The 17,948-nt window shown below is 70.3% G+C and carries 17 protein-coding genes; 9 read left to right on the top strand and 8 right to left on the bottom strand.

What is annotated here, in order from left to right; genetic code table 11:
* The first annotated feature begins 55 nt into the window (after positions 1-55).
* On the top strand, positions 56-619 hold the full coding sequence (locus H4N64_RS07350; protein ID WP_186281279.1) for a hypothetical protein: 564 nt from the start codon (positions 56-58) through the stop codon (positions 617-619).
* Here the strand turns inward: H4N64_RS07350 and H4N64_RS07355 are convergent.
* On the bottom strand, positions 593-1,126 hold the full coding sequence (locus tag H4N64_RS07355) for a DUF1877 family protein (protein ID WP_186281280.1): 534 nt from the start codon (positions 1,124-1,126) through the stop codon (positions 593-595). The genes H4N64_RS07350 and H4N64_RS07355 overlap by 27 nt on opposite strands.
* A 156-nt stretch (positions 1,127-1,282) precedes the next feature.
* Between H4N64_RS07355 and H4N64_RS07360 the strand changes: the two genes are divergently transcribed.
* The gene (locus tag H4N64_RS07360) at positions 1,283-1,669 is read left to right on the top strand and encodes a hypothetical protein (RefSeq protein ID WP_186281281.1); all 387 of its coding nucleotides are present in this window, start codon (positions 1,283-1,285) and stop codon (positions 1,667-1,669) included.
* Between the two features lie 61 nt (positions 1,670-1,730).
* Here the strand turns inward: H4N64_RS07360 and H4N64_RS07365 are convergent, their stop codons facing one another.
* Positions 1,731-4,307 (bottom strand): FG-GAP-like repeat-containing protein, encoded by a 2,577-nt coding sequence (locus H4N64_RS07365; protein ID WP_186281282.1) that lies wholly within the window; start codon positions 4,305-4,307, stop codon positions 1,731-1,733.
* 233 nt (positions 4,308-4,540) lie between these two features.
* Between H4N64_RS07365 and H4N64_RS07370 the strand changes: the two genes are divergently transcribed.
* From H4N64_RS07370 to H4N64_RS07380, 3 genes are all read left to right on the top strand, one after another.
* Positions 4,541-4,972 carry a hypothetical protein gene (locus H4N64_RS07370; protein WP_186281283.1) on the top strand — a complete coding sequence of 144 codons (432 nt, stop codon included), beginning with the start codon at positions 4,541-4,543 and terminating at the stop codon, positions 4,970-4,972.
* Positions 4,973-5,103: 131 nt separating this feature from the next.
* Positions 5,104-5,721 carry an RNA polymerase sigma factor gene (locus tag H4N64_RS07375; RefSeq protein WP_186281284.1) on the top strand — a complete coding sequence of 206 codons (618 nt, stop codon included), beginning with the start codon at positions 5,104-5,106 and terminating at the stop codon, positions 5,719-5,721.
* A gap of 171 nt (positions 5,722-5,892) precedes the next feature.
* Positions 5,893-6,612: a hypothetical protein gene (locus tag H4N64_RS07380; protein WP_186281285.1), complete on the top strand. Its 720-nt coding sequence runs from the start codon at positions 5,893-5,895 to the stop codon at positions 6,610-6,612.
* An 8-nt stretch (positions 6,613-6,620) separates the two neighbouring features.
* On the opposite strand, the gene H4N64_RS07385 is transcribed toward H4N64_RS07380, so the two are convergent.
* The 4 genes from H4N64_RS07385 to H4N64_RS07400 all read right to left on the bottom strand — a co-directional run bounded on the left by H4N64_RS07385 (position 6,621) and on the right by H4N64_RS07400 (position 10,737).
* Positions 6,621-7,643, bottom strand: a complete 1,023-nt coding sequence (locus tag H4N64_RS07385) for a LacI family DNA-binding transcriptional regulator (protein ID WP_186281286.1) — start codon at positions 7,641-7,643, stop codon at positions 6,621-6,623.
* 63 nt (positions 7,644-7,706) lie between these two features.
* Positions 7,707-8,543 (bottom strand): ATP-binding cassette domain-containing protein, encoded by an 837-nt coding sequence (locus H4N64_RS07390; RefSeq protein WP_186281287.1) that lies wholly within the window; start codon positions 8,541-8,543, stop codon positions 7,707-7,709.
* Positions 8,540-9,553 (bottom strand): ABC transporter permease, encoded by a 1,014-nt coding sequence (locus H4N64_RS07395; RefSeq protein WP_186281288.1) that lies wholly within the window; start codon positions 9,551-9,553, stop codon positions 8,540-8,542. The genes H4N64_RS07390 and H4N64_RS07395 overlap by 4 nt, the downstream gene beginning before the upstream one ends.
* 167 nt (positions 9,554-9,720) lie before the next feature.
* Positions 9,721-10,737: a sugar ABC transporter substrate-binding protein gene (locus H4N64_RS07400; protein ID WP_186281289.1), complete on the bottom strand. Its 1,017-nt coding sequence runs from the start codon at positions 10,735-10,737 to the stop codon at positions 9,721-9,723.
* 280 nt (positions 10,738-11,017) lie between these two features.
* Here H4N64_RS07400 and H4N64_RS07405 point away from each other — a divergent pair, with 280 nt between their 5' ends.
* A complete protein-coding gene (locus H4N64_RS07405) occupies positions 11,018-11,311 on the top strand; it encodes a putative quinol monooxygenase (RefSeq protein WP_186281290.1) in 294 nt (97 codons plus the stop codon).
* A 45-nt stretch (positions 11,312-11,356) separates the two neighbouring features.
* On the opposite strand, the gene H4N64_RS07410 is transcribed toward H4N64_RS07405, so the two are convergent.
* A complete protein-coding gene (locus tag H4N64_RS07410) occupies positions 11,357-13,915 on the bottom strand; it encodes a GH32 C-terminal domain-containing protein (RefSeq protein ID WP_186281291.1) in 2,559 nt (852 codons plus the stop codon).
* 676 nt (positions 13,916-14,591) lie between these two features.
* Here H4N64_RS07410 and H4N64_RS07415 point away from each other — a divergent pair.
* A complete protein-coding gene (locus H4N64_RS07415) occupies positions 14,592-15,266 on the top strand; it encodes a sigma-70 family RNA polymerase sigma factor (RefSeq protein ID WP_186281292.1) in 675 nt (224 codons plus the stop codon).
* Positions 15,266-16,303 carry a hypothetical protein gene (locus tag H4N64_RS07420; RefSeq protein ID WP_186281293.1) on the top strand — a complete coding sequence of 346 codons (1,038 nt, stop codon included), beginning with the start codon at positions 15,266-15,268 and terminating at the stop codon, positions 16,301-16,303. The genes H4N64_RS07415 and H4N64_RS07420 overlap by 1 nt, the downstream gene beginning before the upstream one ends.
* A gap of 220 nt (positions 16,304-16,523) precedes the next feature.
* Here H4N64_RS07420 and H4N64_RS07425 read toward each other — a convergent pair whose 3' ends face one another.
* Positions 16,524-17,345: a L,D-transpeptidase family protein gene (locus H4N64_RS07425; protein WP_186281294.1), complete on the bottom strand. Its 822-nt coding sequence runs from the start codon at positions 17,343-17,345 to the stop codon at positions 16,524-16,526.
* 223 nt (positions 17,346-17,568) lie between these two features.
* Between H4N64_RS07425 and H4N64_RS07430 the strand changes: the two genes are divergently transcribed.
* Positions 17,569-17,948: methylmalonyl-CoA mutase family protein (locus H4N64_RS07430; protein ID WP_260859582.1), on the top strand; the 380-nt coding region annotated here is incomplete at its 3' end.

Here is a 17,948-nt window from a genome sequence, read left to right on the forward strand (position 1 = left end):
CCGTTAGGGAAGGTGCCCGGTGGAGCCCCATAGAGGCCCGCAGAGGGAGGCGTGGATGAGCCTGGTGGAGTTGATCGCTCAGGCCGACGAACGCGGACTGGCCGCCAGCGGGTTGGCTTGTTTGGATCGGTGTGTACCGCTGCTGGGCGGTGATGACGAACTGCTGCGGCCGTTGTGGGCGAGCCTCGCGGACCCTTCCGGCGGCGGAGACTGGGCCGACCGCCTGGAACAGGTGCGCGGCAAGGTCGACGGTACGTGTGATGAGTCGGACGAGGACGAGGCCGTGCTGCTGGCCCGCCGGATGCTGGAGGCGGCCCCGGCCGAGCGCTCGGCCGCCGAGGTGCGGGTCTGGGCGGACGCCTGCTCGGTCGCCGCGCTCCAGATCCACCGCATGCTCGACCTGGTCGCCGACGAGGCCTCCTCGGTCGACGCCCGCCGCGAGGGCCGTACGGAGGGCATGTCGCCGCTCGTCGCCGCCGAACTGCGGCGCCAGATCACCGTGCTGGAACTGCTCTCCGGTCATGGCGCGGGCGGGCTGCGTCCCGCGCTGGAGGTGTCCACCGAGGGCCGGCGGGTGCTGCGCGCGGTGGTGTCACGGAGGGCACGGGGCCGGGTCTGAGGCGCCCGTGCCCTGGATCATCAGCCACTTCACCACCGCGTCGCCGTACTGGGCCGTCTGCGCGTAGAACGCGGTCAGGTCCCGGTGCGCCGAGGCGAAGGCGCTCCGTATGTCCCGCTCGGCCTCCGGCATGCCGTACGGGCGCATCAGCTCCTCGCGGGCCTGCCGCCACAGGTGCTCGAAGTCCGTCTCCTCCAGGTACTCCGCCACGCGGTGCGCCTGGGCGGCGGTGAGCAGCAGGAAGGGCGGCAGGGACGGGTCGGGGTGGGAGACCGGGCAGCCGCCCAGCACCACATGGGTGCATGGGCCGTCCGGCGCCTGGTGCGGGGGGACCCCGGCGTACAGCGCCGCGTGGTGCCGGTACCCCTTGTCCAGCACCTCCTCGCGGTGCCGGCCGATCCGCTCCCGGACGGTGTTCCAGTCGTCGGCGAACAGACGACGGAACCAGGTCGCGCTGTTGCGCAGTGCCGAGGGCGGCACCGCGCGCAGATGGAAGTACACGCTCATCAGTCTCTGGAGCGCACGGGAGCGGCCAGACGTCACACCCGCGTTGTGAGGGTTTCCTGTGACCGTCCTGGGGTGGAGGTGGGGCGGTAGTGCGCCGGTCCGGATCAGCGGCCGGATCCGAGTGACGAAACCCGGGGTGGCCACGCTCTTGTCGATGTGACGACTGAGCAGCAGACCAGGCCCTCAGCTGCGGCGAAGCCGGTGCGATGGGCGGCGGACACGGTTTCGACGATGCGTGAGGGGGCGCGGCTGCGCCTCGACTACTCGGCGCAGAGCCTGTGGCGGCTGGATCGGATGATCGACGATCTGCGTCGGGAGGGCACCCCGCAGGGCGCCGTGGAGAGCGTGCTGCGCGGATTCGGGGCGTACGCCGGTGAGGTGATCGTCCGTCAGACCGGTGCCGAGTGGTGGGCGAGCGGCGGCGACCACTGGATACGCACGCCCGACGGCAAACTGTGGGACCCCATCGACGAGGCCCGCCGGTGCTTCACCGGCGACGGCTCGCTGCGGCTGCTGTGCCGGGACGCGACCGTCGGGATGTGAAGCGGCCGGGGTCCCGTGCAGTGGGCGGGACCCCGGCCGAATCCAAGGGCTGTTGCCGTCGTTACGGCGCCAGCACCGCTCCGAGGCCGCCGTCCGTCGGCGTGCCCAGGGTGGTCTTGCTGTAGATGACCGAGTCGCCGTATCCGATGCCCGTGCTGTTGCTCGGGATGTGCAGCAGGATGCCGTCCGTGCCGTCCTCGCCGTCCGCCCCGATCGTGAGGTCGGCGCGGCCGTAGCCGGACAGGTCGGCCAGCGACACCGACGTACCGAACAGATCGCCCGCCTCCGCGGAGCCGGGGACGCTCGTCGTGTCCTGCGAGATCTCCACCGAGCCGGTGCCGGTCAGTCCGGTCGAACTGCCCTTCACGAGGATCACGGTGCCCGCGTTGGCGTAGCTGACGCCGCTGCGGGTGAGGTCCTCGCCGCGGGCGCCGGCCAGGGCGTCGGCGTAGCCGTCGGCGTTGAAGTCGCCGGCCGAGACGGAGATACCGAGGGAGTCGCCGGACTCGTTGCCGCCGGGGACGCCCGATGTGTCCTGGTGGATGACCCTCATGCCGGTCGTGGTGAAGCCGGTCGACGTGCCGAACAGCATGGTGATCTGGCCGCCCGAGATCGCGCCCGACTCCGAGGCGACCGGCTGGCCGATGACGATGTCGTCGTAGCCGTTGCCGTTGAAGTCACCGGCCGCGATCGAGCGGCCGCCCTTGACCGACAGGACCCCGGCCTTGGTCAGACCGGTCGACGAGCCCGCGAAACGGACCACGCGCCCGATGCCGCCGCTGTCGCGGTAGTTGAGGACGACGTCGGAGTAGCCGTCCCGGTTGAAGTCGCCGGTCGCGGCGTCGAGGTACGCGATCGAGCCGGTGGCGGTGGTGAGGGTGCCGTACGTCGTCGAGCCGTCGGTCAGACGGACGTGGTAGCTGCCGCCCTTGCCGGTGCCGGCCGAGAAGACGTCCGCCTTGCCGTCGCCGTTGAAGTCGCCGACGGTGACGGCCGAGCCGAGCTTGGCGCCGGCCGCGGTGACCCCGGTCGTGGTGTACGAGAAACCGGTGTTGAGGGCCGGGCCGTACATCACCGTGACCTGACCGCGGTCGGCGTTGCCGCTGGTGTCGTCCTCGCCCGGCGAGCCGATCGCGAGGTCGGCGTGACCGTCGCCGTTGACGTCGCCCCAGGCGGTCGAGGCGCCGAAGGAGTCACCGGTCTCGGAGGTGCCGGGGACACCGGCGCTGTTCTGGGTGAAGCCGATCTTCGCCGTCGTGACCGGGCCGTCGACGCCGCCCGGGATCACGGTGACACGGTTGGCCTTCGGGGTGCCGGCGACCAGGTCGGTCACGCCGTCGCGGTTGAAGTCGGTGGTGGCCAGGGCGTGCGAGATGCCCGGGGTCTTGGCGAGCGAGGCGATCTGCCCGAGCTTCGGGTACAGGTTGAGGCCGGGGCAGGCCGTGGCGTTGGTGTCCCTGTGGCCGAAGACCCGCGGCAGCGTGATCTGCTGGCCCTCGGCGACCTTGTTGCCGCTGTAGTTCAGCGGGGCGCGGGAGGTCAGCGTGACCTCGGACGTCGCGTCGATGCCGTACATCCCGAACTTCCAGGCGACGACCCGCGCGATGGCGTCGAGCGCGGCCTTGGTCGGCTTGGCCGACTCGAAGTTGCCGATGTAGGAGATGCCGAGGGTGTCGGTGTTGAAGCCGGCGTCGTGCGCGCCGATCACCGGCAGGTCCATGCCGCCGCTGCGGCCCTCGAAGATCTGGCCGCACTTGTCGACGACGAAGTTGTAGCCGACGTCGAAGTAGTCCTGGGAGAAGTGCGCCTGCTGGATCGTGCGCATCCGGGCCCGGGACTCGGCGCAGGACAGCGTGTTGTCGCTGTCGACGCCGGTGTGGTGGATGACGGCGGCCTTGATGTCGGTGCCGTAGCTCGGCGTGCCGTTGTAGTCCGTCGACGCGCCCCACTCCGCCTGCGTGATGACCGGCGGCTTCACGACCGTGGAGGGGCGGGGGGCCGGGACCGTGGAGGTGGGGGTCGGCGTCGGCGTCGGGCTCGGACTCGGGGAGGCAGAGGCGGGCGGAGTCGGCTCCTCCACCGCGAAGGCCGCCGGCTCCACCCCGCCCTCCGGATCCGTGCCCGGGTCCAGCAGCTTGACGTCCATGCCGGCCGGCTGACCGCCGACCTCGGTGCCGTCGGCGTTCACGACCCGCACCTCGACGCCGTCGGACTCACCGGTCCACACCGACTCCGTACCGCCGCGCAGAGCGGCCCGCTCGGCCTCCGCGCCATCCGCCTGGCTCGGCTCCAGAACCAGCTTCTGCCAGTCCGACCACTTGCCGGTCTCGATGTCCCGGGTGCGCACCTCGGGGGTGCCGTTGGTCTCGGCCTCGGGGTCGTCCCAGGTCACCACGACCGCGCTGAACCGCTCGGTGTCCCGCTTGTCCAGGCCCTTGCGGCCCGAGCCCTCGTTCTCCAGCTTCAGCGTGTGCACGGACGGCTCGCGCTCGCCCGCCTTGTCGTCGGACGGCGTGGACTGGTCCGCCATCGCATATGTGACGACACCCGCCCCGCTCAGCACGACCGCCCCGACGGTCAGCCAGGCCCGCCGCTTGAGACTGAGCGGCTTGTACGCATGGGTGCTACGAGGACTCAACTACCCCACCCCTAGAGATTGGACACGATCGCCACACCTGTAACAGGCGTGCTCTCCTCTAAGCGTTGGGTCGTTTTCAAACATCACCCGAGCAAAAGGTTGTACGGATCCAGGGCTTTTCTGTGTGCGGATGAGCACAGTCGTGACCCGTGATGCCCTTGTGCCGAAATCCGCTTGATGCTGTGGGGGAGTCGAAGAGGTTCCCCCGTGGATCGACCGGAGGGGTGGGGCCGATGGACCAGGTGGACGAGCGGGTGCCGCGAGCGAACGAGATGCGTGGGCTCACGGCGGCTTTCGTCGCGCGTCTCACCGTCCGGCACCGGCTGCCGCTCGACTACTCCGTGGCCAGCCTGCGGGTCGTCGACTTCCTGATCGACGGCCTGCGCAAGGGCGGCGCCGACCGGGAACGGGCCCGCGGGACGCTCTTCGGACTCGGCGCGTACGTCGGTGAGGTGCTGGTTCGCAGGGCGGGCGCCGTATGGGTCGAGTGCGACGCCCACCAGCGGGCCTGCTTCGGCCAGCCGGTCGGCGTCCGGATGCCGGACGGCCGGGTCTGGAACCCGCTCGGCAAGGTCCACAACCGTTTCGAGGCGGGCGGCCCCGAGGAGTCCCTGCACACCTTCTATCTGACGCTGCACGGCCGGGTCCGGCGGGCCGCGGCATGAGACGGGTGGGGTGCGGGCGGTTGCTGTGACACTTCGGTGAAGCCTGACGCTGTTGACCGTGGGGGACGTGGGCAAGGGCGGGGCCGCGCCATGGTGCGGTCCGCCGTGAACTCGTGGGACGAGGACAGTACTTGGGCCAGGGAGCGGAACCCCGTCGTGGGCACGCGTACGACGGGGAGCTGGGCGCGGCCGTCGCGCGGGCGCAGGAGGGCGACGAGGTGGCCTTCGCGGTCGCCTACCGGATCGTGCAGCCCGCACTCCTCGGCTACCTGCGCGGCATCGTCGGCGACGACGCCGAGGACGTGGCCTCCGACGCCTGGCTGGAGATCGCCCGCGACCTCGGCCGGTTCAAGGGCGACGGGGCGGGCTTCAGGGGCTGGAGCGCCACCATCGCCCGGCACCGGGCGCTGGACCATCTCCGCAGACAGCGGGTACGGCCCCGGTCGACGGCGACCGAGCAGGACGTACTCGATCTGCCGGGCCCGCACAGCACGCACGACCAGGCGCTGGAGTCCATCTCCACCGAGTACGCCCTGGAACTGGTCCGCGGGCTGCCGCGCGACCAGGCCGAGGCGGTGTTGTTGCGGGTGGTCGTGGGCCTGGACGGCCCTGCGGCAGCCCGGGTGCTCGGCAAGCGTCCCGGCGCGGTGCGCACCGCCGCGTACCGGGGCCTGAAGCGCCTGGCGGGCCAGCTGGGCGTGGAAGGTGTGACGGATGACGGGCCCCGGACGCTGGGGGAGTCGAAATGAACGGAGAGGGAAGCGCGGGCGTAGGACGGGGGGAGCGCCACGCCTCCACAGGTCGCGGAAGCCGCGTCGCCCCCGGGGCACACGCGGCCCGCACAGGCCCCATGGGCCACACAGGATCCGTGGGGACCATGGGCCCCGGATCGGACGGGTCGGACAGGAACGGAAACGGACATGGGTGAACAGCTGAGCGACGGCGGCACTGCCGGCCGTCGGCGCGCGCACCCTCAGGGCACCGCGTCCGGCCCGCAGGGAGTCGGCGCAGGGCCCGACCTGGAGGCATTGCTCGCGGCGGCCATGCGCCCGGCCGACGTCGACGCCGAGGGCGAGCGGCGTGCCGTCGCCGCGTTCCGGGCCGCCCGGGACGCGGGCGCGCACCGGGCCCGCACCCGTCGCCGGGACGACTGGCGGCCCCGGACGCGCCGCCGCACCGTGCGCTCGCTGCGGGCCACGCTCTCGCTGTTCGTCGCCAGCCTCGCCCTCGGCGGGGTCGCGTTCGCCGCGATGGGTACGACCGGTTCCTCCTCGGACGCCTCCTCCAAGGGCCACGGCACGCCCACGCAGTCCACCGCCCCGTCCGAGCCGGACCCCGAGCCCTCCTCCGCGGCCTCCGGCACCGGCCAGGGCCCATCCGAGCGTCCGTCCACCGCCCAGGACACCGAGGCCCAGTGCCGTGCCTATGAGCAGGTGGCGAGCAACGGCAAGGCGCTGGAGTCGGTCGCCTGGAAGCGCCTCGTCGAGGCCGCGGGCGGCGAGGAGAAGGTGGCCGGGTACTGCGCGGAACAACTTGTGCGGGAGACGGCGGAGAGCGGCAAGCCGGGTGCCGACAACGCCAACAGCGGCGGCAACCCGGGCCAGGGCAAGGAAAACGACAAGGCCGGCAAGAAGAACTGACGCGCCGTCTACCGCTTCGGCACGGGTTGCTCCCCCGAGCCTCGGACGATCAGGCGAGTGGGAACGGTGATGGTGCGAGCCCGGGAGCGGTCGCCGTCGAGGCGGGCCAGGGCTGTTGCCGCGGCGCTGCGGCCGATTTCTTCGGGGTCCTGGGCGACGACGGTCAGGGCGGGTTCGAGAGCCTCGGCGAGGGAGACGTCGTCGAAGGCGACGACGGCGACGTCCTTGCGCTTGCTGCGGGCGAGTTCGGCGACGATTCCGAGCGCCATGATGTTGTTTCCGGCGAACAGGGCCGTGGGGGGATCGGCCAGTTCGAGGAGTTGTGAGGTCGCGGCCTCGGCGCCCTGCTGGTCGTGGGCGTTGGCGACGAGCGAGCGGTCGTAGGGGATGTCGGCTTCCTGAAGGGCCGCGCGGTATCCGGCGAGGCGTTCGCGGCGGGTGTACAGCTTGACGGGCAGGTCGCCGACGAATCCGATGCGGCGGTGGCCGTGGGCGATCAGGTGGGCGACGCCGTCCTGGGCCCCCGCACGGTTGGAGCTGACGATGCTGTCCGTGGACAGGCCGACTCCTGGTCGGTCGAGGAAGACGATGGGCAGTCCCGCCGTGCGGTGCGACTTGAGGTGGGAGTGGTCGGCGCCGACGGACGGCACGACGATCAGGGTGCTGACGCGCCGGGCGAGGAACTTGTCCGTCAGGGCGCGTTCGCGGTCGGGGTCGTCCGCGGAGGAGCCCATGAGCAGGGTCAGTCCGCGGTCTCGGACCGTGTCCTCGATGCCGCGGGCCACGGCTCCGAAGAAGGGGTTGCCGAGGTCGGGGATGACCAGTCCGACGGTGGTGTCCGGACCGCCGACGCGGATGTTGCGTGCCATGAGGTTCGGCTGGAAACCGAGCTTGGCCACGGCGGCGAGAACCTGTTCCCTGGTCTGTTCCGAGGCGTATCCGTCCTCGTTGAGAACCCGGGAGACGGTCTTGGCGCTGACGCCCACTTCTCGGGCGACGTCTGCCATGGTCGGGCGGCGGTTCGCTGCCATGGAGGAAACGGTCTCCTGTCTCGTCGGTTCCGGCCGCGGCCTCGGCCGGAACCTGTGAGTGCTTCAGTTGGCCTGAACTCCCGCGGCCTTCGCCGCCTCGGAATCCGCTACGACAGTACCTCCGGCCTCATCGACGCTGAGCGCGCCGGTCATGATCGCGACGACCTCCGCCATGGAGTAGTCCGAGGGCTTGATCACAGCAGCGCGCCTGCCCAGGCGGTGGACGTGGATCCGGTCCGCGATCTCGAAGACGTGCGGCATGTTGTGGCTGATCAGGACGACCGGCATGCCCTTGTCCCGGACCCGGCGGATGAGATCCAGCACCTGACCGGACTCCTTGACGCCGAGGGCGGCGGTGGGTTCGTCCATGACGACGACGCTGCGGGCCCAGGCGACGGCACGGGCGACGGCCACGGCCTGCCGCTGTCCGCCGGAGAGGGTCTCGACCGACTGGGTGAGGGACCGCAGGCCGATCTTCAGGTCGGCCATGTGCTCGGCGGCCTCCTGACGCATGCGCTTCTTGTCGAGCATGCGGAAGGCACTGCCGAGGATGCCGGGGCGGCGGAGCTCGCGGCCGAGGAACATGTTCGAAGCGATGTCCATGGAGGCGGCCACCGCGAGGTCCTGGTAGACCGTCTCGATGCCGTGGGCACGGGCACTTTGCGGGCCGGAGAAGGTGATGGGCTTCCCGTTGAGGCGTATTTCGCCCGCGTCGGGGACCACCGCGCCGGTGAGGGCCTTGATGAGGCTGGTCTTGCCGGCGCCGTTGTCGCCGATGACGGCGAGGACCTCGCCGGGCAGCAGATCGAAGTCGGCGCCGTCGATGGCGGTGACGTGGCCGTAGCGCTTGACCAGACCGCGGGCCTGCAGAACAGGGGTGGGGGAGTTGGTGGCGGTCATCGGGCCTTCTTCCGGGAGATCTGGTCGACGGTCACCGCGAGGATCACCAGGATTCCGGTGATGAGGGTCTGGTAGATCGAGGCGACGCCCATCAGCTGCAGGCCGTTGCGGAAGACGCCGACGATGAGGACGCCGATGAACGTGCCCAGGACCGATCCGCGTCCGCCGAAGAGGCTGGTGCCGCCGAGGACCACGGCCGTGATGCTGTCGAGGTTGTCGGTCTGCCCGGCCTGCGGGTCGCCCACGCCGGTACGGGAGATGAGCAGCAGGGCGGCGATGCCGTACAGCAGGCCCGCCACGGTGTAGACGCCGATGGTCAGGCGGGAAGTGCGGATGCCGTTCAGTCGCGCCGCTTCCGGGCTGTTGCCCAGGGCGTAGACGTGCCGGCCCCAGCTGGTGCTGCTCAGGGCGTAGGCGAGGAGGAGGAACAGGGCGATCGTGACCAGCGAGCCGTAGGTGATGTCGGTCCCGCCGAGCGGGAAGGTCTGGCCAAGGGCGGTCAGCGGGCCGGGCAGGTTGGTGACCGTCTGCTCCTCGGAGTAGATGTGGGTCAGCGCGAACGCCACGTTGAGCATGCCGAGGGTGACGATGAACGGCGGCAGCGGGATCTTCTGCACCAACGCCCCGTTGAGCAGGCCGAAACCACCGCAGACGACGAGGCCCAGCGCGATCGCGGCGAGCGGGGGCAGCGAACCCTCGGCCGCCATCTTGGCGATCATGATGCTGCCGAACGCCATCACCGCACCGCAGGACAGGTCGATGCCCGCGGTGAGGATGATCAGCGTCTGGCCGATGGCCAGCGTGCCTACGACCATGACCTGCTGAACGATCAGCGAGAAGTTCCCGCCGGTGAGGAACTGGTCGGTCGAGACGGAGAAGAAGACGCAGGCCAGGAGGAGGGCGGCCAGGGGGCCGGTGGTCGGCTGCGTGAGCAGTCTGCGGACTGTGGTCGGCGCCTTGAGATCGGCGTACGGCGTGGACGTGGAGGGTGGCGTGGACGTGGCAGTCATGCGAGGTCCTTGTCGGAAGACTCAAGTCCTTGTGCGTCCCTGTCGGACGGCGGGAGGACGAGGGGGCGGCCGTCCCTGGTCGGGGAGGAGGGGCCGGCCGCCCCGCTGTGGGGTGTCGAACAGCGGCAGCTGCGGGGCTTCGAGCGGCGGCGGCTGGGGGCGGCGGCTCAGCCCCAGCAGTTCTCCAGGCCGTAGGCGGTGTCCTTGGACGTGACACCGTCCTGCGCCTTGTCGGTGATCAGGGTGACGCCGGTGTCGGTGTAGCCGGATGCCTTCTTGCCGTCCTTGGCGTACGTCGCGACGGCCTTGACGCCCTCGGCGGCCATCTTCAGCGGGTACTGCTGCGAGGTCGCGGCGATCTTGCCGTCCTTGACGGCCTGGGTGCCGGTGCAGCCGCCGTCGACGGAGACGATCAGCACGTCCTTCTCCCGGCCCTTGGCCTTCAGCGCGGTGTACGCGCCCAGCGCGGCGGGCTCGTTGATGGTGTAGACGACGTTGATGTCGGGTGCCTTCTGCAGGCAGTTCTCCATCGCGGTCTGGCCCTTGGCCTGGTCACCGCCGGTGTCCTGGGCGCAGACGACGTCCTTGTCGGTGGCGCCGAAGCCCTTCAGGAAACCGTCGTGCCGCTGGACGCCGACGGAGACACCCGGCGCGAGGTCGAGGGTGGCTATCTTCGCCTCCTTGCCCTTCATCGCGGCCTTGGCGTACTCGCCGATCAGCTCACCGGCCTTGAGGTTGTCGGTGGCGAAGAGGGCGTCGACCGCGCTCTCCGGGTCGGTCGGGGTGTCCAGGGCGATGACCAGAACGCCCTTGGCCCTGGCCTTCTCGATCGCCGGCACGATCGCCTTGGAGTCACTGGGGGTGATCAGGATGCCCTTCACCCCGGCGGCGACCATGTTCTCGATGGCGGTGACCTGACCGGCGTTGTCGCCGTCGAACTTGCCCGCCGCGGTGGACAGTTCGACGCCGTTCTCCTCGGCGGCCTTCTCCGCGCCCTCCTTCATCTTCACGAAGAACGGGTTGGTGTCGGTCTTGGTGATCAGACCGACCTTGACGCTGCCCGATCCGGTGCTCGCGGTGCCCGATTCGGATCCGGATCCACAGGCGGTCAGAGTGAGGGCCGCGATGCCCGTGCACGCGGCGGCTCTGAGCACGGAGGAGGGCAGACGAGAGATGCGTGACATGAACAACTCCTGCGGGATCGCGGGCGAGCGGCCGGCATCGGGGCATGCCGTCCCGGGTGTCATCGTTGACTTATGTCATCGTTGACACTGCATGGCGAGGATGATGGACTCCGCCTCCAGGCAACGTCAATGCCTTGCACCCGTCACAAATCGGCAACGCCCGTGGCCGTCGCCCGCCCGAAGCCGTCCGGCGACTGCCCGCAACGTGCCCGTATGGCCGGCGCGTACGAAGAGAAGAGCAGCCCATGACCCCGCCTCGGATCACGGAGGACGCCACACCATGAACAAGACCCTGCTCGCCGAGTTCACCGCCCGCGAGGGGGCGGAGGACGAGGTCGCACGCCTGATCCTGGAGTACGCCAAGAAGGTGCGGGAGGAAGAGGGCAACCTCTCCTTCGACGTCTACACCAAGGCGTCCCACCCGCGCGCCTACTGGATCTTCGAGGTGTACCGGGACGAGGACGCCTTCCAGGCGCACCTGAACGCCCCGTACGGCGGCCCGTTCAACACCGCGCTCGCCCCGCTGATCGAGGAGGACGCCTCCGTGCTGACCTTCCTCGACCCGGTGGCATGAACGGTGCCGGGCCCGCCTCGTGGGCCCGGCACCTGAGGTTGCGGGTCACGGCCAGATGGACTTCAGCTGCCACGCCTGCATGTGGTCGAGGGTGGCGGTGCCGCCTTCGGAGAAGACCTCGACGCCGGTGCTGGAGGGGTCGGGGAAGATCTGGTCGGTGATCACGGCCTCGCCGCTGCCGCCGAAGACCTCGACGGACGACCAGTCGACGAGGATACGCAGCTTGACCTTGCCGTTCTTCGGCTTCAGGGGTGCGGTCTGGACGCCGGGGAAGGTGCTGTTGAAGTCCCCGGCACCGGAGCGGGTGCGGTCGACGTACAGCTCCTGCGTCGTGGCGTCGTAGCCGATGACGGTCTCCTCGCCGCCGGCGCCGGTGCGGACCTTCAGGCCGAAGCGGTCGGCGTCCTTGAGGGAGAAGGTCGCCTCGATGTCGAGAGCCTTGCCGCTGGCCGCGGGGCCGATCAGGGACTGCGAGGTGTTCGCGACGGTGACGCCGGTCGCGGTCGCCGGGCGCGTCTCACGCAGGGACTTCACGCTGCTCACCGGCTTGCTCGTCAGCCGGACCCGGCCGTCGACGGTGCGCAGCGCCATCTCCCTCGGAATGCTCTGTGCCCCGCGCCAGGGGGAGGTGGGGATGGAGCCGCCGTAGTCCCAGTTGTTCATCCAGCCGATCATGTAGCGCTTGTCGCCCGGCGCGTTCTCCCAGGACACCGCCGCGTAGTAGTCCTTGCCGTAGTCGGCCCAGTCCGCGCGCTGCACCACGGACTTGGCGGGCTTCTCGGCGGCGGTGAACCGGTCGGCCAGGACGTGGCCCCAGCCGGCGGTGTTCATGTCGACGACCTGGATCCGCGCCTTCTTGCCGACGTACGGGCGTATGTCGAAGGACGCCCAGTCCAGGGTCTCGCTGTCGGCTCCGGTCGCGCTGCGGACGACCTCGCCGTCGACGAGCAGGTTGACGGACGTCTCCTGGGAGACGCGCTGGGCCTGGGCGTCGGACATCACGATGTGGTCGACGTTGAGGTGACCCCAGCCGCCGGTGTTGTCGTCGACGATTCTGAGCCGCGCCTTTTTGTCGGCGAGGTCGCTGACGTCCCAGGAGGCCCAGTTGAGTGCCTCGGCGTCCTTTCCGGTGGCGCTGCGGACGACTTGGCCGTCCACGAGGAGTTCGACGGCGGTCGGATTGTCGGAGCCGGCCGGGTGATTGCCGCCGCCGATGAGGAAGTTGATGTGCTTCTTGTCGATGGTGAACTCGGGTGACGTGAGGGTGCCGGTGGTGGAGTCGCCGTTCAGGAAGGTGTTGGCCAGGCCATTCCCCAGGAAGCCGGAAACACCCTGCTGGCCGGGGAGGGTGCCGGTGGCCGGTGCGGTGCCGAAGGCGTCCCCGGTCGCCGTCCAGTCGCCGTAGGTGCCGCCCTCGAAGTCGGCGAGGACCGTTCCCTGGGGCGGGGTCTGCTCCATGACGGTTCCGGCCTCGTGCGGATGCCGCCCACCACCGATCTTGAAGTTCAAGTAGGGGCTGTCGACAGTGAATTCGGGTGAGGTGAGGGTGCCGGTGGTGCCGTCACCGCTGTGGAAGCTGTTGGCGAGGCCCTTGCCCTCGAAGCCCGTGACGGCTCCCTGACCGTCCACCGCCCCGGCTGCCGGTCCCTGGCCGAAGGCGGCTCCGGTCGTCGTCCACTCACCGAAGCCGGCGCTCTCGAAGTCCTGCATCACCGTGCCGGTGGGCGGGGTGTACGTGCCCTTGTCCTCGGCGGTGAACTTCTTGCCGTCGAAGTCGCCGACGAAGTACTGGGCGGCCGAACCGCCCGCGATGCCACCCGGGTTGATGTTGACGACCAGCACCCACTTGATGTTGTCCGGGTCCCCGTCGACCGCGAGGGGGAACAGGTCGGGGCACTCCCACACGCCGCCCGTCGCACCGGCCGGCCCGAACTCGCTGAGCAGCTCCCAGTCCTTGAGGTTCTTGGACGAGTAGAACCGCACCTTGTGCTCGGCGGACAGCGACACCGTCATCAGCCAGCTCCTCGTCGGCGCGTACCACTGGACCTTGGGGTCGCGGAAGTCGGTGGAGCCGATGTCGATCACCGGATTGCCCTGGTACTTGGTCCAGGTGCGGCCCCGGTCGGTGCTGTAGGCGAGCGACTGGGCCTGCTTGCCGCCGTTCTTGTAGGCGCTGGTGTAGATCGCCACCATGGGCGGGTTCTGCTTCGTGCCGAACCCGGTGGTGTTGTTCCAGTCGACGACCGCGCTGCCGGAGAACACCATCTCCTCGGCGTCGTGCGACAGGGCGAGCGGCAACTCCTCCCAGTGCACAAGGTCCTTGCTCACCGCGTGCCCCCAGGACATGTCGCCCCAGGAGTTCCCGTTCGGGTTGTACTGGAAGAAGAGGTGGTACTCGCCCTTGTAGTGGACGAGGCCGTTGGGGTCGTTCATCCAGTTCTTCTCCGGAGTGAAGTGGAACTGGGGTCGGTAGGTCTCCGTGTACGGCGGGGTGTCGGCAGCGACCGCCCGGGGGGCGAGCGGGGCTGCGGACAGGGCGCAGACCGTCGCCACCGCCGCCATCAACCGCACGCGGGCATACCGGGATACGCGTACAGAGCTCATGGTGTCTCCTTGTCCCGCGGCCGTCCGCGCAGCGGTGAGTGCGACTCCGGCACGGACGGACCGAAGAGTGACAACCCAGGGGTGTCATCGATGACTTGTGTCATCGATGACATCGAGTGCCCGATTAGAAGCGCAATCCGGTCAACGCGTCAACGGTTCGGGCGTGACTGCCGACAACCGAGCAGGCCAGGGCGGTGAGGGAGAATCGCTTCCGGGCACCCACCGCATCCATGACTGGCGTCACAGCAAGGTCACCAACGACCTGGACGTGGGGGAGAGTCCCACGGAGGTCTCGGTCAATGTGAGGCACTGCTCGCCGGGCAAGCGATCGGGTGAACGGCCCGCAAGTCGACGTCTGGGACGACTCAGGGCATCGCCCCAGGTCAGAGCCGTAAGCCGAGGCGACGGCCGGGGCCGCCACCCCCCACAGGAGAGGCCCCGGCCGTCACGCGGCACGGGCCGCGCCGCGGCCCGTACTTCCTACAGCGCCAGGAGTGCGTTTTCTGTCACACCCCGGACCGTCACGAGTGTGTTGCGGCTTGTGCGGACATGGACGAGCAGCGGTTTCAGGTCGTAACGTGCCTTTCGCGCCGCACGGGGAAGGTCGAGTGATCACTGAAACCAGCGGCGGGCCGCCTAGCCGGGGCCATCCACCGACCATCTACCGAGGTACCGAGTGCTGGGGGACGACGCGGAGCTGACGGCCGCGGTGCTTGCGGCACAGGACGGGGACGAGACCGCGTTCCGGACTGTGTACCGCTCGGTGCACCCACGGCTGCTCGGGTACGTACGGACGCTGGTCGGCGACTCCGACGCCGAGGACGTGGCGTCGGAGTCCTGGCTGCAGATTGCGCGTGACCTGGACCGCTTCAGCGGCGACGCGGACCGTTTCCGCGGCTGGGCCGCCCGAATAGCCCGCAACCGCGCGCTGGACCACATACGCATGCGCGGCCGCCGCCCCGCGATAGGCGGCGACGAGACGGAACTGACCGGCCGGGCCGCCGAGTCCGACACGGCGGGCGAGGCCATCGAGGCCCTGGCCACCGACAGCACGCTCTCCCTGATCGCCAGGCTGCCGCAGGACCAGGCCGAAGCCGTCGTCCTGCGGGTGGTGGTGGGCCTCGACGCGAAGACCGCCGCGGAGACCCTGGGCAAGCGCCCGGGCGCGGTCCGCACGGCGGCGCACCGGGGTCTCAAACGCCTCGCCGAGCTGCTCGGCGACCGTCCGGAGAGCGATCCGGAATCGGCTGGGGTCCTCGACGCCCTGCCGCCCCAGCGAGAACCGCGTGGTCGCGCGGTGACGTCCGCCAGTGTGACGCATACGCGGGCGCGGACGCAGAAGGATGTGTGATGGCCGACGAGCAGTACAGGTGGCTGGACCCCAGGACGGCGGAGGATCTGCTGAACGGGGAGCCACTGGAAGCTGTCGACGCGGCCGATCGGGACCAGGCGGAACGCCTCGCCAAGACGCTTGAGGCGCTGACCGTCGAACCCCCGCCGATCGGCGCCGAACTCCCCGGCGAGGCAGCCGCGCTGGCCGCCTTCCGCGCGGCCCGCACCGAGCGCGCCGACGCCCCCGCGACCCTCGGCCACCGCTCCCGCCCGCACTCCTCCGACGCCGGGCTCGTCCGCATCGGCACGCCCGCGCGCGGCACCCGCCGCCCCCGCTGGGCGCGCCCGGTGCGCCTCGGCCTCGCCGCCGCGCTGGCCGTCGGCATGGTCGGCGGGGTCGCGGTCGCGGCCGGAACCGGAGTCCTGCCCACGCCGTTCGACGGCAGCGAACCGGAGCCCGCCGCCTCGGTGTCGGCGGCCGCATCGCCCGAGCGCCCGCTGGTGTCGCCGTCCCCTGAGGACGACGCCGAGGGCGAGACCGTGCCCGACGGCAAGTCCAGCGGCCCGGCCGCTCCGGGTCAGGGCAACTCGCGGGAGACGGCGGGCGGCGGCACCGCCCCCGGCGCCGCGACCGGCGGACAGAAGGACAAGGCCGGCGGCGGGTGGAACGGCACCGTCACCTCGGCCTGCCGGGACATCCGCGACGGCAAGCGGCTCGCCGACGCCGGCCGACGGGCCCTGGAGAGCGCCGCGGGCGGCTCCGCGCGCGTGTCGACGTACTGCAAGGGCCTGCTCGGCGAGTCCGAGGGCGGCAATGCACTCGACAAGGGCGAGAGCGACGACCGCGGCACCGGGCAGGACGAGGACGACGACCAGGGCGGCGAAGGCAATGGAAAAGGCAACGGTCAGGCCCGCCCCGGCAACGACCACCGCGCCGACGGCATCACCACCGACGCGCCCTCGTCGACCGCGCCCCTGCTGCCGGACCGCACCACGTCCGAGGCGGAACCGGTCGCCCCGAGCGCCTCACCGAGCCCGACGTACTCCGCTCTGTGATCCCCCGCGCGTGCCCCACGACACATGCGCTGACCTGCGGTTTCGTAAAGCGCCGAAGTTTTTTCGCGCGGGGTGTGACGTTTTCGCCGCTCTCAGCGCAGTATTCAGTGAGCCGACTGGTCATCGGCCGTCGCACGGAGCCGGGGTTCCCCCCGTACCTACGGCTCGTGCACCTGGCGCGGGCGGGACACGTTCCCCCGGTCCCGCCCGCGCCCCACAGCTACCAGGAGACGACGACCTTGTCGCCGTTCCTCACCTGCGCGAACAGCTCCGCGATGGCCCCCTCGTCCCGTACGTTGACACAGCCGTGCGAGGCACCGGCGTACCCACGGGCCGCGAAGTCGGACGAGTAGTGCACGGCCTGGCCCCCGCTGAAGAACATCGCGTACGGCATCGGCGAGTCGTAGAGCGTGGAGTGGTGGTACCGGGACTTCCAGTAGACCTGGAACACGCCTTCCCGGGTCGGGGTGTACTCCGAGCCGAAGCGCACCGCCACCGTGGACAGGGTCCGGCCGTCGATCATCCAGCGCAGGGTGCGGCTCGTCTTGTCGATGCACAGCACCCGGCCGGTCAGACAGCGCGGATCAGGCTCGGCGGCGGGCTGCCCGCCCATCAGATACAGATCCCACTTCCCCGGCTCCTGGGTCATCTTCAGCAGCCGTTTCCAGGTGACCGTGTCCGTCTTCCCTGTCCTCGGCAGCCCGCGCTTGCCCTGGAACCCCTTGACCGCCCGCTCGGTGAGATCGTCGTACGTCCCCGTCGGTCCGTCGAACAGCCAGGCCACCTGACGCAGCCGGGCCTGGAGCTCACGGACGTCGCGGCCGGTGTCACCGCGGGACCAGAGGACCTCGGGCGCGGCGGGCTCTGGCTTGGAGTCGTCCGGCGTCCTGGGCGGCGTACTGGAAGGTGATCTGCTCGGCAGTTCGACGCGGACCGGAGACTGCGCCTTCCCATCGGCCGCCTGGACCGTACAGCCGCCGCACGTGATCGCTAGCGCCGCCGCCGAGGCGAGCGCTCCGGTCGTTCTCCTCTTGCTCCTCATCCGGCCCCCCAATGCCGCCCGATGTCCTTTGAGATGTTCCCCGCGGATGACTGGTTGCGAACGGCGGGGCATTGTTGTGACCGGGGCCGCATCGCGGCTGTGAGCAAGGTCCCAGCGGTGTCCTCTCCTCCGGGCGCGCGCCCCGCCGCTACAGTCCGTCGAAGGGTCGGTCTGTACCAGTGAGTAAGCAGCGAGCGAACTGCTCGGCGGGAGGCAACACACCATGGCGCGCGAGTCGGAGTCCGGACTGCCCATCGAACCGGTCTACGGACCGGATGACCTGGCGGGCTGGGACGCGGCCGAGAAGCTGGGCGAACCGGGGTCGTACCCCTTCACACGCGGCGTGTACCCGTCGATGTACACCGGCCGCCCCTGGACGATGCGCCAGTACGCCGGCTTCGGCACGGCGACCGAGTCCAACGCCCGCTACAAGCAGCTGATCGCCAACGGCACCATGGGTCTGTCGGTCGCCTTCGACCTGCCCACCCAGATGGGCCACGACTCCGACGCGCCGATCGCGCACGGCGAGGTCGGCAAGGTGGGTGTGGCGATCGACTCGGTCGACGACATGCGGGTGCTGTTCGGCGGGATCCCGCTGGACAA

The sequence above is a fragment of the Streptomyces cupreus genome (assembly GCF_014257025.1).
Lineage (GTDB): Bacteria > Actinomycetota > Actinomycetes > Streptomycetales > Streptomycetaceae > Streptomyces > Streptomyces cupreus.